The following is a 16,452-nucleotide window of genomic DNA, read 5'->3' as shown; positions in this document are numbered from 1 at the left end:
ATCGGTCGGCGCGGCCATGCTCAAGGAGCTCCGGTGTCGTCACCCATCACCATCACTGTCAACGGCGAGCACAGAGAGGTGGCAGCTGGAACGACCGGCACCGACCTCTTCGCCGACCACCGCGACGTCGTCGCCCAGCGAGTCGACGGAGAGCTTCGCGATCTTGCCGGTACCGTCGCCGAAGGCGAGACCGTCGAGCCGGTGACGATCGACAGCGAGGACGGGCTCAACATCCTGCGTCACTCGACGACGCACGTGCTGGCGCAGGCTGTTCAGCAGGTTCGCCCCGATGCGAAGCTGGGAATCGGCCCGTTCATCACCGATGGCTTCTACTATGACTTCGACGTCGAGGAGCCCTTCACTCCCGAAGATCTCAAACAGATCAAGAAGGTGATGCAGCGCATCGTCAAGCAGGGGCAGCGCTTCGTGCGTCGTCCCATCTCAGAGGCCGACGCCCGCGTCGAAGAGGCGAACGAGCCGTACAAACTCGAGCTGATCGGTCTCAAGGGCAACGCCGGTGACGACGAAGAGTCGGTCGAGGTCGGCGGCAGCGGCCTGACGATGTACGACAACGTCGACCCGAAGAGCGGTGAGACGATCTGGTGCGACCTGTGCCGCGGACCGCACCTGCCGAACACCCGTCTGATCGGCAACGGCTTCGACCTGCTGCGCACCGCAGCGGCCTACTGGCGCGGCGATCAGGCGAACGCGCAGCTGCAGCGCATCTACGGCACGGCCTGGCCGACCAAAGAGGAGCTCAAGGCCTACGAGCACCGCCTCGCTGAGGCGGCGAAGCGCGACCACCGCAAGCTCGGCGTCGAGCTCGATCTGTTCAGCTTTCCCGACGAGATCGGCTCCGGCCTTCCGGTCTTCCACCCGAAGGGCGGCATCATCCGCAAGGTGATGGAAGACTACTCGCGTCAGCGTCACGAAGAGGCCGGGTATCAGTTCGTCTACACCCCGCACATCACGAAATCACACCTGTACGAGGTGAGCGGTCACCTCGACTGGTACAGCGACGGCATGTTCCCACCCCTGCACGTCGACGAAGAGCTCGATGCAGAGGGAAACGTCAGGCGTCAGGGGCAGGACTACTACCTGAAGCCCATGAACTGCCCGATGCACAACCTCATCTACTCGAGCAAGGCGCACAGCTACCGTGACCTGCCACTGCGACTCTTCGAGTTCGGCACCGTCTACCGGTACGAGAAGAGCGGCGTCATCCACGGTCTGACTCGTGCCCGCGGGTTCACCCAGGACGACGCGCACATCTACACCACGCGCGAGCAGATGAAAGACGAGCTCACCAGCGTGCTGCAGTTCGTGCTCGACCTGCTGAAAGACTACGGTCTCGACGACTTCTACCTGGAGCTCTCGACGAAGGATCCGAAGAAGTACGTCGGAGACGATGCGGTCTGGGAAGAGGCGACCCGCACACTCCGAGAGGTCGCCGAGGCGAGCGGTCTCGAACTTGTGCCCGATCCAGAGGGCGCCGCATTCTACGGTCCCAAGATCTCGGTGCAGGCGCGCGACGCCATCGGCCGAACCTGGCAGATGAGCACGCTGCAGCTCGACTTCAACCTGCCTGAGCGGTTCGGCCTCGAGTACACCGCACCCGATGGCACGCTGCAGCGCCCAGTGATGATTCACCGCGCGCTCTTCGGATCGATCGAGCGCTTCTTCGGCGTGCTCACCGAGCACTACGCCGGCGCGTTCCCGCTGTGGCTCGCCCCCGAGCAGGTCGTCGGCATTCCGGTGGCCGACGAGTACGCACCGTATCTCGAGGATGTCGCCGCGCAGCTGCGTGCCGTCGGGCTGCGTGCCAGCGTCGACACGTCGGATGACCGCATGCCCAAGAAGATCCGTACGCACTCGAAGCAGAAGGTTCCGGTCATGCTCATCGCAGGCGAGGACGACCGTTCTTCGGGCACGGTGAGCTTCCGCTTCCGTGACGGCTCGCAGTGCAACGGTGTGCCCGTCGCCGAGGCGATCACCTGGCTGCGCGGGCTCGCCGACGCCAGGGTGCAGGTCAGCAGCGCGGTGGATGCCACGTCCGCTTCCGGCGTCGAGGCGCCGGCCGTCGCACTGGCCGAAGTGGCAGCACAGCAGGCGAAGGCCGCTGCTGCGGCCGAGTAGCGATTCGCGTCGGGCCGACACCGCACGCTGCTGCGGCGCACGGCATCCGTCAACGGTCACCGGTCGAGTCGGCTCAGCGGGCCACCGGAGACCGAACCGTCATCACGAGTAAGATTCATCGAGAGACTACGAACAAGGAGTCACATGTCAGGCCACTCCAAATGGGCGACCACGAAGCACAAGAAGGCCGCGATCGACGCGAAGCGCGCCAAGGCCTTCGCGAAGTACATCAAGGGCATCGAGGTGGCCGCACGCCTGGGCGGCGGCGACCCTGAGGGCAACCCGACCCTCTTCGACGCCATTCAGAAGGCGAAGAAGAACTCGGTTCCGGCCGACAACATCACCCGCGCCGTCAAGCGTGGTTCGGGCGAGGTCGACGGCGGTGCGAAGTACGAGACCATCATGTACGAGGCGTATGCTCCGGGCGGCGTCGCGCTGCTGGTCGAGTGCCTCACCGACAACAAGAACCGCGCAGCGGCCGACGTGCGCACCGCGCTGACCCGCAACGGCGGCACGCTGGCCGATCCGGGATCGGTTGCGTACAACTTCAGCCGCAAGGGTGTCGTCACCGTAGCCAAGGCTGACGGGGTCACCGAGGACTCCATCCTCGAGGCGGTGCTCGACGCAGGAGCCGAAGAGGTGATCGACAACGGCGACAGCTTCCGCGTGATCAGCGAGCCCAACGACCTGGTGGCCGTTCGACAGGCCCTGGTCGGTGCGAACATCGACTACGACTCTGCAGAGAACGAGTTCGTCGCCGGTCTGCAGATCGATGTCGACATCGACACGGCGCGCAAGCTGTTCCGCATCATCGATTCGCTCGAAGACAGCGACGACGTGCAGAACGTGTTCGGCAACTTCGACGTGAGCGACGAGATCGTCGAGACGCTGGCCGAAGAAGACTGACATGTCGGTCATCCTGGGCATCGACCCCGGCCTGACCCGCTGTGGGTTCGGAGTCGTGGAGTCGCACCCGGGACGCCGCGTCGCTCTGGTCGACGTGGGTGTGATCCGTTCCGACCCAGCCGCCGACATCGCGGTTCGCGTGCATCGGATCTCACATGAGGTCGAACGGCTGATGCGGCGGCATCGGCCTCGAGCCGTGTCGGTCGAACGCGTCTTCGCTCAGCAGAACCTGCCGTCGGTGATGGGCGTCGCGCACATCATCGGCGCAGTGATGCATCTCGCAGGCGAAGCCGACATACCGCTGGTGCTGCACACTCCCAGTGAGGTGAAAGCTGCGGTCACCGGCAGCGGACGAGCTGACAAGTCGCAGGTGCAGCACATGGTCGCGAGGCTGCTGGGCATCGACCACGTCGACGGACCGCCCGATGCCGCCGATGCCCTGGCCGTGGCGATCTGTGAATCGTTCAAGCCGACTGCGAGCGACACGAAGGCCGTCGCGCCGGCAGGCGAGACTGCGGCGCAGCGGCAGTGGCGGCTGGGTCGCGAACGCGGCCAGCTGAATTCCAAACGCACAGCAGGCGATGCGGCGAAGACGGGGCAGTGGAAGATGAGGCGAGGATGATCGGATCTCTGAGGGGCACCGTCGTCAGCGCCGGCGCCGACCAGCTGCTGATCGACGTCAACGGCGTGGGATACCTGGTGTCGGTGACGGCAGAACAGGCTCGGAGCCTGCGCGAGGGCAGTGAGGTGAGCGTGCTCACCGTCATGATCGTGCGCGAGGACGCCGTGACGCTGTTCGGTTTTCGCACTCCCGAGGAGAAAGGCCTCTTCGACGTTCTGCGCACCGTGAGCGGTGTGGGGCCGAAGCTGGCTCTCGCCGTGCTGAGCGGTCTCTCTCCGCAGCGAATCGCTCAGGCGGTGGCCGACGAAGATGCGAAGACGTTCCAGACCATTTCAGGCATCGGCGCGAAGACCGCGAAGCTGATCACTGTGCAGCTTGCCGGCCGCATCGCACCACCGGCGCCTGCGCAGCAGACGTCCACGGCATCCGCCGCCGTCTCGGTCAACGTGGTCGCCGCTCTGGTCGGACTCGGCTGGGCCGAGCGTGACGCGCAGGAGGCCGTCGCGCGAGCCGTCGAAGTGGGGGCCAAAGGCGATGACGCACTGCTGCGAGCTGCGCTCGCCCTGCTCGGGGGTGCCCGATGAGTTCGAGGCGCCGTCCAGGATCGTCGGCGGGCGACGAGACCCCGCACGGCGAAGCGCCTGCGCCTCTTGAGAGCGTCGTCTCGCCGACGCCGCTCGACGACCGGGACTCGGCCAATGACGTCGCCTTCCGGCCGCAGCATCTCGATGAGTTCGTCGGTCAGCGCCGAGTGCGCGAGCAGCTCGATCTGGTGCTGCAGGCCGCCAGAGTGCGAGAGCGGGCAGCCGACCACATTCTGCTGGCGGGACCTCCCGGCCTCGGCAAGACGACTCTGGCGATGATCGTCGCGCATGACCTCGGGCGGCCGCTGCGCCTGACGAGTGGTCCGACGATCACCCATGCCGGCGATCTCGCCGCCATCCTCAGCTCGCTCACCGAGGGCGAAGTTCTCTTCATCGACGAGATCCATCGCATCGCGAAGCCGGCGGCAGAGATGCTCTACCTCGCGATGGAGGACTTCCGCGTCGACGTCATGGTGGGCAAAGGGCCGGGTGCGACGTCTATTCCGCTCGAATTGGCGCCGTTCACGCTGGTCGGTGCGACGACGCGCGCGGGTGCTCTGCCCGCGCCGCTGCGCGACCGGTTCGGGTTCACTGCGAACATGGAGTTCTATCCGCCTCATGAACTCGCACAGCTGCTGCATCGAACCGCGGGTCTGCTCGAGATCGAACTGAGCGAAGACGCCATCATCGAGATCGCCTCTCGGTCACGGGGGACGCCTCGCATCGCGAACCGGCTGCTGCGCCGTGTTCGCGACTACCTCATCGTGCACCCCGACGAGGATCCTCTGCAGGCGGTCTCGTCGACGCTGTCGCTCTACGAAGTGGACGAGCTCGGCCTCGATCGGCTCGACCGAGACGTGCTCGGCGTGCTGATTCGACAGTTCGCCGGGGGACCGGTCGGGCTCGGCCCGTTGGCTATGAGTGTCGGCGAGGAGACCGACACCTTGGAGTCAGTCGTCGAACCGTATCTGGTGCGCAGCGGTCTCGTCCTGCGCACCCCACGGGGCCGTGTCGCATCGCGAGACGCCTGGCTGCATCTGGGCCTCATTCCGCCGAAGGCGAAACTCTCTTCCGCAGAGAACGCACAGCCCACGCTCTTGGACGATTAGGGTAGCCTAGTTTCTTGGATCGGGACGTCTGTGCGTGCCCGATGACCGCAACCGACGATGAGAGTGGAGTTATATTCCATGGATCCAATGCTTCTGATTCTGCTGGCGGTGTTCGTCGTGCTGATCTTCGTGACGTTCCGCAACAACAAGAAACGACAGCGGGAGGCGCAGCAGACCCAGGACAAAGCCGTCGTCGGCGCCCAGGTCATGACCAGCTTCGGGCTGTTCGGAACGATCCGCGACATCGACGAGGCGAACAACACCGTGACCCTCGAGTCGACGCCGGGAACCTTCGTGCGCGTGCACCGTCAGACGATCACCAAGATCGAGACGTCTCCCGTCGACGATTCCCCGGCCGCCGCCGTGACGAGCGACTCGACCCCGGCTGCTGAGCCGCTCACCGACGAGGACGGTTCGCCGAAGTACGGCCTGCGCAGCGATGAGGACTCAAATCCCGAGTGGACAAATCCGAATCCGAGCGCCGATGCGTCGTCGCAGAATGACGACAAGCCCAAGAACAACTAGATGACATGTGAATGAGCCGATGTCCGCGTGCATCGGCTCATTCGCATGAGTGGTCCGATCTCGTCGAGACGAGACGGCCACGCAGCCGGGGGGAACGACCGCTCGGTTCGGTGCGCTGACCGGCAGGTCATGTGCTCTTGACGACGAGGAAGAACGACACAGTGGCAGCAAGCGGTCCGGTGCGACAGGCACGCAAGTCTCTGATCTGGCTCGGGGTGGTGATCGTCGCACTCGCGGCGACCCTGGGCGGCGGCATCCTTTGGGGCGGAGCCTCGGCGACGCCGAAGCTGGCGCTCGATCTGCAGGGCGGCACGGAGATCGTGCTCGCCGCAGAGACCGAGGACGGCAGCGACCCAAGCGCCGACCAGATGAAACAGGCGCAGAGCATCATGCGCCAGCGTGTCGACGCGGGTGGTGTCTCCGAAGCCGAGATCACGACGCAGGGCGGCCGCAACATCGTCATCAGTCTTCCCGGAGACCCCACCGACGAGCAGCTGCAGCGCATCCGCTCGTCTGCGAAGCTGGAGTTTCGTCGAGTCTGGCGCTCCGCTGCCGCCACCTCGACGACGCCGACGACGCCGGGTGTCACTGAGAAGCTGCCCACGCTCGACGGCGAGGACCCCACCGAGAACGCCGCTCGCACGAAGGCGTCGAACGACATCATCTCGCAGTTCGACGCCTACAGCTGCGTGGTTCCTGCAGACGGGTCGACTCCAGACGCCGGAGACGACGCCGCATCGCAGCAGCAGTACAAGATGGCCGACCCCGTGCCGAACCGTGCCTCGGTCGAAGCCGACGGCACCAGCGTCAACAGCGCCGACCTGCCGAAGATCGCCTGCAGCGCGAACGGCGAGAAGCTGCTGCTGGCTCCCGTCGACCGTCAGGATGACAAGGCCGACGGAGCACTGCTCGACGGCGAACAGCTGAGCGACGCCAAGGCGGGCCAGCAGGCCGGTCAGAACGGCACCGTCACCAACAACTGGGTCGTGAACATCGAATTCAACGATGTCGGCACCGAGATGTTCCACAAGGTCACGAGCGACCTCACCAGCCAGACCGAGCCGGCCAACCGCTTCGCTGTCGTGCTCGACGGACAGGTCATCGTGGCACCCACCTCGAATGCGATCATCACCGACGGCCGCGCGCAGATCAGCGGGCAGTTCACCCAGGAGAGCTCGCAGACGCTTGCGGATCAGCTCAAGTACGGTGCACTGCCGATCAGCTTCGATGTGCAGAGCCAGAACAAGATCACTCCGACACTCGGATCTCAGCAGCTGGTCTACGGCCTCATCGCCGGTGCGATCGGTCTGCTGGCCGTCGTCGTGTACTCGCTCTTCCAGTATCGTGCCCTCGGCCTGGTCACCATCGTGTCACTGGTGCTCGCTTCGGGCATCACCTATCTGCTCGTCACGCTGATGTCGTGGTCAGAAGGGTACCGGCTGTCGCTGGCCGGCATCGCCGGCCTGATCGTGGCGATCGGCATCACGGCTGACTCGTTCATCGTGTACTTCGAACGAATACGCGACGAGCTCAGAGACGGGTCGACGCTCATCCCCGCCGTCGAGGTGGGCTGGAAGCGTGCGCTGCGCACGATTCTGGCCTCGGACATGGTGAACTTCCTCGCGGCCGTCGTGCTCTATGTGCTCGCCGTGGGCGGTGTGCAGGGCTTCGCCTTCACCTTGGGGCTCACCACCATCGTCGACCTCGTGGTGGTCATGCTCTTCACCCACCCGATGATGCAGCTGCTTGCGACCACACGGTTCTTCGGCGAAGGTCATCACTTCTCGGGACTGAACCCGCAGATGCTCGGCAACGCCTATCGCGGACGCCTGAACCTGGACTTCGCCGCTCGGGCGGCAGAATCCGCCGAACCAGGCAGTCGCAAAGCGAAGAAGTCGCGCCGGGCTGCCGGCGAGGCCGAACGCCGCCTGACCATCGCCGAGCGCAAGGCGCGCGCTGCAGGCTTCGAACCGCATCCGCATGACGCCGTCGACGCAGCCGAGGCCGCCTCGACGAACGACGCACAGAAAGACGCTGCCCAGACAGACTCGGCAGCCGATGAGAAGAAGGGGGAGCAGCGCTGATGGCCGCCTTCTCGCAGTTGGGCTTCGACCTGCACTCAGGCAAGCGTTCAGTCAATTTCATCGGTCGCTGGAAGGTGTGGTACCTGATCGCAGCCGTGCTCATCCTGCTCTCGGTGATCCTTCCGATCGCCCGGGGCGGGTTCAACCTCGGCATCGAGTTCCGCGGAGGCAGTGAGTTCCGCGTGACGCACGTTGTTGATCCGCAGGAGCAGCCGGCGCGTGACGCCGTCGAATCGGTGCTGCAGAACAGCGAGGTCGAGCCGCGCATCGCCGTGATCGGCGATGACACCATTCGTGTGCAGACGTACCAGGTCAGCGAAGACGAGTCGAAGCAGATCTCGTCGGCTCTGGCCCAGACCTATCAGGTGCCCGGGGACGACGTGGCCGTGTCCTACATCAATCCGAGCTGGGGTGCGGATGTCGGAGCGCAGGCGCTGCGCGGTCTGATCATCTTCCTCGTTCTGGCCTCGGTGCTGATGGCGATCTACTTCCGAACCTGGAAGATGTCGCTCGCGGCGATGCTGAGCCTCTTCCATGACCTCGTGGTCACCGCTGGCATCTACGGTGCGGTCGGCATCGAGGTCACCCCCTCGGCGATGATCGGCTTTCTGACGATTCTCGGCTACTCGCTGTACGACACCGTCGTGGTCTTCGACAAGATTCGTGAGAACACGCGCGGCTTCGAAGAGCAGAAGACGCGAACATTCGGAGAACTGGTCAACCTCGCCGTCAACCAGACGCTGATTCGTTCGATCAACACCACGGTCGTGGCGCTGCTGCCGGTGGCATCCATCCTGTTCATCGGCGGGCTGCTCGGCGCGGGCACCCTGCGTGACATCTCGACGGCGCTCTTCATCGGCATCCTGGTCGGGGCGTACTCGACGATCTTCCTGGCTGCGCCCACGTATGCACTGCTGCGCAGCAGAGAGTCGAAGATCGTCACGCATGACGGAGTGGTCGCCGAGCATCGTGCCGAACTCGAGGCTGCGGGATCGACACAGGGCGAGGCCACAGAGTCGATGGCGGGCGATGCGACGTCTGCGGGCGAACCGAGTAATCTGAAGTAGTCATCAGGAGCACTACCGCGCACGACCGAGCAGGGGGCGACACCATGCCTGAGCCACAGCAGCAGTCAACACCGTCAGCCCCACGGCGTCTCGGTCTGCCGCGTCTCTTCCAGCGCCCGGCGACAGGTCTTGACGCACAGGTCTCGCAACTGGTGCAGACGGTTCGGCACCATCACCCGAAAGAAGACCTCGCACTGATCAGGCGGGCGTATCTGACGGCCTATGCCGCCCATGACGGGCAGCTGCGTCAGAGCGGCGAACCGTACATCACCCACCCGATCGCGGTGGCACAGATTCTGGCCGATCTGGGCGTATCAGCCCAAGTCGTGGCGGCTGCGCTGCTGCATGACACCGTCGAAGACACCGACTATACGCTCGACCAGCTCACCGCCGACTACGGGGCCGAGATCGCCATGCTGGTCGACGGTGTCACGAAGCTCGACAAAGTGAAGTACGGGGTGAACGCCCAGGCTGAGACCGTTCGCAAGATGGTCGTCGCGATGGCTCGCGACGTGCGAGTGATCGTGATCAAGCTGGCCGACCGGCTGCACAACGCACGGACGTGGGGCTTCGTGCCGCCGGAGAAAGCGGCGCGCAAGGCCAAAGAGACGCTTGAGATCTATGCGCCGCTCGCTCATCGTTTGGGCCTGAGCGCCCTGCAGCACGAGCTCGAAGACCGTTCGTTCAAAGCGCTGTACCCGAAGGTCTACGACGAGATCGTGCGTCTGGTCAAAGAGCGCACGCCGGCGCGCGAGTCGTACGTCAAGCGCGTGATCTCGATGGTGGACGACGATCTTCGTCGGCAGCGGATCAAGGCCGAGGTCGTCGGACGGTCGAAAGACTACTATTCCGTCTACCAGAAGATGGTGGTTCGCGGCCGTGAGTTCGACGAGATCTACGACCTCGTGGGCATTCGCATCCTGGTGAACTCGATCCGAGACTGCTACGCCGCTCTCGGTGCCATTCACGCCCGATGGAGCCCGATTCCCGGGCGCTTCAAAGACTACATCGCGATCCCGAAGTTCAACCTGTACCAGTCGCTGCACACGTCGGTGATCGGTCCGGACGGACGCCCCGTCGAGATTCAGATTCGCACCTACGAGATGCATCAGCGCGCCGAGTACGGTGTCGCTGCGCACTGGCTCTATAAGGCCAGCGGGGCGAAGCCGGTGATGAACCAGACCGCCGAGCAGGGCATCAACCAGGAGCTGGTCTGGCTGCAGCATCTTTCCGACTGGCAGTCCGAGACCAAAGACCCGGGGGAGTTCCTGGACTCGCTGCGGTTCGAGATCGGCGCCAAAGAGGTCTACGTCTTCACCCCGCAGGGGAAGGTCGTCGGTCTGCCCGGCGGTGCCACGCCGATCGACTTCGCGTACGCGGTGCACACCGAGGTCGGTCACCGCGCGATGGGAGCGAAGGTGAACGGGCGTCTGGTGCCGCTTGACACCAGACTGGCCAGCGGCGAAGTCGTCGAGATCCTGACTTCTCGTTCTGCGGACGCCGGGCCGAGCAAAGACTGGCTCTCGTTCGTGACGAGCCCGAGAGCCCGTGCGAAGATTCGCCAGTGGTTCAGCAAGGAGCGCCGCGACGAGTCGATCGAGGCCGGCAAAGAGGCCCTGCAGCGGGCGCTGCGCAAGAATCGGGTGCCGCTGCGCGTCATCGGCGATCAGCAGGCGTTCACACGGGTGGCGTCAGGTCTGGGGTACCCCAACATCGGGGCGCTGTACGCGGCGCTCGGCGAGGGACACGTCTCGACTCAATCGGTCATCGAGCGCATCGAACTCGACGAATTCGATGAGACGACCAGCGAACTGCCGATCATGGCGCATCCGCATCCGACGACGCATCAGCGCGCGGCCACCAGCGACTCCGGGGTCTTGGTGCGCGGCCAGTCGGGCGTCATGGTCAAGCTGGCGAAATGCTGCACTCCGGTGCCCGGCGACGACATCGTGGGCTTCATCACCCGCGGCGCAGGCGTCTCAGTGCACCGAGCCGACTGCCGCAACGTGGCCGATCTGAACGAGAACCAGCATGATCGAATGGTCGAGGTCTCTTGGGCGCCGACGCATAAGAGCGTGTTCCTGGTGAACATCCAAGTCGAGGCCCTCGACCGCTCCGGCCTGCTCTCCGATGTCACTCGGGTGCTCTCAGAACATCACGTGAACATCCTCTCAGCCTCCGTCAAGACCTCTGACGACCGTCTGGCGCTCTCTCGGTTCGTCTTCGAGATGGGCGACACCGTGCATCTCGATCGCATCCTGAACGCCGTGCGACGCATCGACGCCGTCTACGACGTCTACCGCGTCAACGGCTGAGCGCGAGCGCCTGCTGCAGCGCGCGTCGCGCCTGCGCGGAGTGCTGCGTCTGATCGCCGGCGGGCAGCAAGGGCAGCGCCCGTTCGACCGCGCGGCGGTGCTGCGCTGCGAGGTCGGCCAGCAGCACACAGTCATCAGGATGCTCGAGCGTCATGGCGAGGTCTCTCGCGGTGCGCGTCGGGCCGGTGACACGAGCGCGGTCGAGAGCGTCGACGTGCGAGTGCTGCAGCCGCATATGGCGAATTCTGCAGATCACTCCGGCGCCGAGGGCGTCGCGACGGATGTCCCAGCGTCGACCGGGAGCCGTCATCGCCTCATAGAACGGGCGGCGACGTGACCCTGTCCAGACCCAGGCAGCGGTTCGTCCGGCCCAGACGAGTGGCTCGGGCAGCTTCGGCAGGGAGGCGGCCCGTGCTCGGGGAGTGCTGGCTGCAAACCACGGGAGGTGAACGCCGCCGAGATCATTCAGCAGGCCGTCAAGAGTGAGCCGGCGGCGCTCTTCTGGTGAGAAGAACGCCGCCAGAGCGGAGCATTCGGGGCTCAGTGCGTGAGCGGATGATCGGGTGCCCTGAGCTCGCAGGCCGTTCGCCTCTGTCTGGTCCATGAGGCCAGTCGATCACGAGTGTTGGCGAAGCACACGGGTCAACGCAACGCTGTGTACAGAAAGACCCGGCGGATGCTCCTGTGCACAAGGAGCATCCGCCGGGCCTGTGAGACCAATGGCAGATCAGGCGATGCCGGTGGCCTTCAGCCAGCTGCGCTGCGTCTCAAGCGCCTTGGTGATCTCGGCTGTCTTCTCTGCGTCACCTGCCGCCTCAGCAGCAGCGAGATCTGCCTCAAGATCGGTGATGCTCTGCTGCAGCTGCGCGGCGAGACCGGTGGCACGATCGCTCTTCTCACTGTTGCGTTTGGACCAGTGTGCGTCTTCGGCCTCTTTGACCGCCGTCTCGACAGCGTGCAGCCGAGCCTCGACGGAGCGCATGCTGGCACGGGGAACCCGACCGATCTCATCCCATTCGTCTTGCAGACGACGCAGCGCGGAGCGAGCAGCCTTCCAGTCAGTGACCGGGAGCAGCGCCTCAGCCCGCGTCAGCACTTCCTCTTTCTTCTGCAGGTTCTCTGCGTACTCGGCGTCGGTGACGGCGTCGTGCTCCTGCTTCTTCGCGAAGATGACGTCTCCGGCTGCTTTGAACTGCTCCCAGAGGCGGTCGTCGACCTTGGCGCCGGCGCGCCCGGCGGCCTTCCAACGATCGAGCAGGGCGCGGTAGTCATTGACACGGGGCTCGGCCTGCTCGGCCAGCTTCTGGGCCTCTTCGACCAACTGCTGCTTCGTCTGCTTGGCCGTGCGATGCTGCTCGTCGAGGCTGGCGAAGAACGCACGTCGACCGTCTTCGAGCTTGCGGCGAGACTGCTTGAACCGCGCCCACAGGGCGTCGGCCTGCTGTTTGGGCAGGCGGGCCGTGGTGCGCTGGTGCTCTTTCCACTCGCCGAAGATCTGCTCGACCTGCGCGTGAACGTCCTTCCAACGAATGTTGGCGACTGGGGTGGCGGCCAGCTGCTCGATCTTCTCGACGATGGCCTCTCGCTGTGCCGCGGCTTCGGCGAGAGCCTGCGCCGACTGCTCCTGCTGCTTGCTCTCCAGCGCGTCGACCTGCGTGCGCAGCGCGTCGACCCTGGTGCGCAGTGCGTCGAGGTCGCCGACGACCGTCGGCTCTTTCAGCGCTTCGTCGAGTGCCGTGACGCTCTTGCGCACGTCTCGGGCCTTCGCCCCGGTGCGTGCCCGCTGCTCGGCCAGAGTGACCTGGCCGACGAGGTCTTGGAACTTGCGGCTGTAGAAGGCCAGCGCCTCCTCGGCGGTGGCTCCGGTGACCTGCCCGACCCAGCGTTCGCCGTCACCTGTGATCAGGTAGACGTTTCCCTCGCCGTCGGCGCGGCCGAACTGCTGCTGGTGTGTCTCGCTCACGACTCTCCTCAAATCCCGCTTCGATGCTGCACCAGTCTAGCCGGTGACAAACGGCTGCTGTGCACGTGACGCGCTGGCGAAGCCGGTCTGAGAGGCCGTGTCGGCGGCTGGCGCTACGCTGTCGGCATGACGTCTCTGCAAGGTGCCCGAGCCAGCCGACCATTGGCGGCGCGCATGCGACCGCGAACGCTTGACGACGTTGTCGGCCAGAGCGAGCTGCGTCGACCGGGCACACCGCTGTGGCGTCTGTGCCACCCGACCGAGGGCGAGCGCACCCCGGCATCGGTCATTCTCTTCGGCCCTCCGGGAACGGGCAAGACGACGCTGGCGCATGTGATCGCCACCGAGGGACAGCGCCGCTTCATCGAACTCTCGGCCATCAGCGCCGGAGTCAAAGACGTGCGACGCGTGATGGAGCAGGCGCAGGCAGACCGTGACCTCTATGGCACGCAGACGGTGCTGTTCCTCGATGAGATCCATCGATTCACCAAGGCGCAGCAGGACAGCCTGCTGCCCGGCGTCGAAGACGGCATCGTCACGCTGGTGGCGGCGACCACTGAGAACCCCTCGTTCTCTGTGATCTCGCCGCTGCTCAGCCGATCGCTGCTGCTGCGTCTGACGTCGCTCTCCGACGACGACCTGCTCTCTCTCATCGATCGCGCCATCGTCGACGAACGCGGTCTGCACGGGGCGGTCGCGATCGACGACGAGGCCCGAACGGCCATCGTGGAACTCGCCTCGGGCGACGCCCGGCGTGCGCTGACCCTGCTCGAGGCGGCCGCCGGCCAGGCAGACGCCGACATGGCGTCCGCTGAGAAGGCCGACGACGCAGACTCATCCGAACAGGCTCGGCTGCCCCGCATCACCGCGGCTGTGGTCGCGATCGTGGCAGACCGAGCCCTGGTGCGATACGACCAGAACGGCGATCAGCACTACGACGTGGTCAGCGCGTTCATCAAATCGATCCGCGGGTCAGACGTCGACGCGGCGGTGCACTATCTGGCTCGCATGATCGAGGGCGGCGAAGACTCCCGGTTCATCGCACGACGTCTCATGATCTCGGCTGCCGAAGACATCGGCACGGCCGATCCGCAGGCGCTGAGCATCGCTGTGGCTGCCGCGCAGACGGTCGCGATGGTTGGCATGCCTGAGGGTCGCATTCCTTTGGCCGAAGCCACCGTCTATCTGGCCTCGGCCCCCAAATCGAACGCGGCGTACCTGGCCATCGATCGCGCGATCGCCGACATCCGAGCCGGCGATGCAGGCGATGTGCCGTCGCATCTGCGCGATGCGCACTATAAAGGGGCGCGTGCACTGGGTCACGGCGTCGGTTATCAGTACCCCCACGACGAGCCCACGGGGGTGAGTGCCCAGCAGTATCTGCCCGACACGTTACAGGGACGCCGCTACTATGTGCCGACCGGCCACGGGTTCGACGCCACGATCGGCCGCCGGCTCGATCAGGTGCGTCGGCTGCTCGCCGGGCTGCCGATGCAGCGAGCTGCGCAGACGCCCAAGGCAAAGACCGCTGGGGCCGCCACTGCGAAGACCGCTGAGGCCTCCTCTGGCAAGCCCCCTGAAGTGCCCTCCGGGAAGGCGACCGAGTCGTCGCCTGAGGTGACGGCGGATGCCGACGATGGCCTCGAGAAGAAGTGACGGTGCGGCGGGCTCCGTAGACAGACGAGCGTGGTAGTGTTATTCGGCCTGAACTCTGCACGGCGAGCGGCTGCGCCAGTGGAGTGAATGGTGGCGCTCTGTAGCCGAGCGTTGCCCCGGCTCACTGATTGATTGTATTTAGCGTCATCGAGAGGAAACAATGGCGACGAAGTCGCGTACACATAGCAAAACCCGTCTGTCCCGCGCGCTGGGCGTGGCACTGACCCCCAAGGCTGCCCGACTGATGGAGAACCGTCCGTTCCCCCCGGGTCAGCACGGCCGCACGAAGCGCCGCACCGATTCCGACTACGCGGTGCGTCTGCGCGAGAAGCAGCGTCTGCGCGCCCAGTACGGCATCCGCGAGGCTCAGCTGCGCCGCGTGTTCAGCGAAGCCCGCAAGCAGGAGGGTCTGACCGGTGAGAACCTGGTCGAGCTGCTCGAGCAGCGTCTCGACGCGCTCGTTCTGCGCGCCGGCTTCGCGCGCAGCATCCAGCAGGCTCGCCAGCTGGTCGTGCACCGTCACATCATGGTCGACGGCGAACGCGTCGACCGCCCGTCGTTCCGCGTGAAGCCGGGTCAGCTCATTCACGTGCACGAGAAGAGCGAGAAGCTCGACGTCTTCCAGGTCGCCGCAGAAGGCGCCCACGCAGAGGTGCTGCCGGCCGTGCCGGAGTATCTCGACGTCACGCTCGACAAGCTCGAGGCCACGCTGACGCGTCGCCCGAAGCGTGCCGAAGTGCCCGTCACCTGTGAAGTCCAGCTGGTCGTCGAGTACTACGCTGCGCGCTGATCACTGACCCAACCGACGTTGTCGGTGGGAGAGAGGAGAACGGTCATGACTGGAGGAGACATTGCAGCGCTGATCGCTGCGATCGCCTTCGTCGTTCTGGTGGCGGTGCTGATCGTGCCGCTCTGGAAGCTCGGCCATCTGCTCGATGAGGCACGCGAGAGCGTGCGCGATCTCACCGACAACGTCGCCCCCCTGATCGAAGAGAGCACGGCGACCGTGGCCGAGGCCAATCGGCAGCTGGTCAAGGTCGACGGCATCACGACTAACCTGACGAAGGTCGCCGACAACGTCAGCGGCGTGGTCGCGACGGTCACTTCGGTCGTCAACTCGCCGTTAGGGCGCGTCGCTGGCATTGCGGCGTCGTTCGGCAAAAGCCGTCGCACGACGGCGAAGCAGGCCAAGACCACCGCGAAGCGAAAGTAGGCGAATATGGGCAAGGCATTCTGGTTCATCGTCGGTATCGGCACGGGATTCCTCGTGGCACACAAGGTGTCTCAGACCGAGAAGGGTCAGGCATTCTTCGCCGAGGTCAACGACTTCACCGACACCGTGGCACGCAGTTTTCAGGAGCGCACCGCCGAGGTTCGAGAGGCGATCGACGATCTGCAGGACGAACTGCGCGACGCCGCGCAGCACTGATCTGCGCTGAGCCCAACACATCTCACGGTGAACGATTCACCGGACGGGTGCCATCG

Annotated in this window: 15 protein-coding genes; 13 read left to right on the top strand and 2 right to left on the bottom strand. The window is 65.2% G+C overall.

Annotation, left to right across the window (positions count from 1 at the left end; all coding sequences use genetic code 11):
- The first annotated feature begins 33 nt into the window (after positions 1-33).
- The 9 genes from thrS to F8O06_RS06730 all read left to right on the top strand — a co-directional run bounded on the left by thrS (position 34) and on the right by F8O06_RS06730 (position 11,348).
- Complete coding sequence (gene thrS / locus F8O06_RS06770) at positions 34-2,136, top strand: threonine--tRNA ligase (RefSeq protein WP_158038097.1); 2,103 nt, start codon at positions 34-36, stop codon at positions 2,134-2,136.
- 144 nt (positions 2,137-2,280) lie between these two features.
- Positions 2,281-3,042, top strand: a complete 762-nt coding sequence (locus F8O06_RS06765; protein ID WP_158031599.1) for a YebC/PmpR family DNA-binding transcriptional regulator — start codon at positions 2,281-2,283, stop codon at positions 3,040-3,042.
- 1 nt (position 3,043) lies between these two features.
- The gene (gene ruvC, locus F8O06_RS06760) at positions 3,044-3,664 is read left to right on the top strand and encodes a crossover junction endodeoxyribonuclease RuvC (RefSeq protein ID WP_158038096.1); all 621 of its coding nucleotides are present in this window, start codon (positions 3,044-3,046) and stop codon (positions 3,662-3,664) included.
- On the top strand, positions 3,661-4,248 hold the full coding sequence (gene ruvA / locus F8O06_RS06755; RefSeq protein ID WP_158031597.1) for a Holliday junction branch migration protein RuvA: 588 nt from the start codon (positions 3,661-3,663) through the stop codon (positions 4,246-4,248). The genes ruvC and ruvA overlap by 4 nt, the downstream gene beginning before the upstream one ends.
- Positions 4,245-5,357: a Holliday junction branch migration DNA helicase RuvB gene (gene ruvB / locus F8O06_RS06750; protein WP_158038095.1), complete on the top strand. Its 1,113-nt coding sequence runs from the start codon at positions 4,245-4,247 to the stop codon at positions 5,355-5,357. The genes ruvA and ruvB overlap by 4 nt, the downstream gene beginning before the upstream one ends.
- Before the next feature lie 78 nt (positions 5,358-5,435).
- Entirely contained in the window at positions 5,436-5,882 is a 447-nt protein-coding gene (yajC, locus tag F8O06_RS06745) for a preprotein translocase subunit YajC (protein WP_192496880.1), read from the top strand.
- Between the two features lie 161 nt (positions 5,883-6,043).
- Positions 6,044-7,966 carry a protein translocase subunit SecD gene (gene secD, locus F8O06_RS06740; RefSeq protein ID WP_158038093.1) on the top strand — a complete coding sequence of 641 codons (1,923 nt, stop codon included), beginning with the start codon at positions 6,044-6,046 and terminating at the stop codon, positions 7,964-7,966.
- Positions 7,966-9,033, top strand: a complete 1,068-nt coding sequence (gene secF / locus F8O06_RS06735; RefSeq protein ID WP_158038092.1) for a protein translocase subunit SecF — start codon at positions 7,966-7,968, stop codon at positions 9,031-9,033. Before secD ends, secF begins: the two co-directional genes overlap by 1 nt.
- Positions 9,034-9,077: 44 nt before the next feature.
- Complete coding sequence (locus F8O06_RS06730; protein ID WP_158031592.1) at positions 9,078-11,348, top strand: RelA/SpoT family protein; 2,271 nt, start codon at positions 9,078-9,080, stop codon at positions 11,346-11,348.
- On the opposite strand, the gene F8O06_RS06725 is transcribed toward F8O06_RS06730, so the two are convergent.
- A complete protein-coding gene (locus F8O06_RS06725; RefSeq protein ID WP_158038091.1) occupies positions 11,338-11,952 on the bottom strand; it encodes a hypothetical protein in 615 nt (204 codons plus the stop codon). The genes F8O06_RS06730 and F8O06_RS06725 overlap by 11 nt on opposite strands.
- 123 nt (positions 11,953-12,075) lie before the next feature.
- Positions 12,076-13,311 carry a DUF349 domain-containing protein gene (locus tag F8O06_RS06720; protein ID WP_158038090.1) on the bottom strand — a complete coding sequence of 412 codons (1,236 nt, stop codon included), beginning with the start codon at positions 13,309-13,311 and terminating at the stop codon, positions 12,076-12,078.
- A 126-nt stretch (positions 13,312-13,437) separates the two neighbouring features.
- On the opposite strand from F8O06_RS06720, the gene F8O06_RS06715 reads away from it, so the two are divergent.
- The 4 genes from F8O06_RS06715 to F8O06_RS06700 all read left to right on the top strand — a co-directional run bounded on the left by F8O06_RS06715 (position 13,438) and on the right by F8O06_RS06700 (position 16,396).
- Positions 13,438-14,967, top strand: coding sequence for a replication-associated recombination protein A (locus tag F8O06_RS06715; RefSeq protein WP_158038089.1), 1,530 nt, complete (start codon positions 13,438-13,440; stop codon positions 14,965-14,967).
- A gap of 160 nt (positions 14,968-15,127) precedes the next feature.
- Entirely contained in the window at positions 15,128-15,757 is a 630-nt protein-coding gene (rpsD, locus tag F8O06_RS06710; protein ID WP_158031588.1) for a 30S ribosomal protein S4, read from the top strand.
- Positions 15,758-15,802: 45 nt separating this feature from the next.
- A complete protein-coding gene (locus F8O06_RS06705) occupies positions 15,803-16,180 on the top strand; it encodes a DUF948 domain-containing protein (RefSeq protein WP_158031587.1) in 378 nt (125 codons plus the stop codon).
- A gap of 6 nt (positions 16,181-16,186) precedes the next feature.
- Positions 16,187-16,396 (top strand): hypothetical protein, encoded by a 210-nt coding sequence (locus F8O06_RS06700; protein WP_158031586.1) that lies wholly within the window; start codon positions 16,187-16,189, stop codon positions 16,394-16,396.
- Positions 16,397-16,452 lie beyond the last annotated feature (56 nt).

The organism is Pseudoclavibacter sp. CFCC 14310 (assembly GCF_008831165.1).
Classification (GTDB): Bacteria; Actinomycetota; Actinomycetes; order Actinomycetales; family Microbacteriaceae; genus Pseudoclavibacter_A.
Note: the sequence above shows the minus strand (reverse complement) of the source record. Positions and strands in the feature narration are given on the sequence as shown.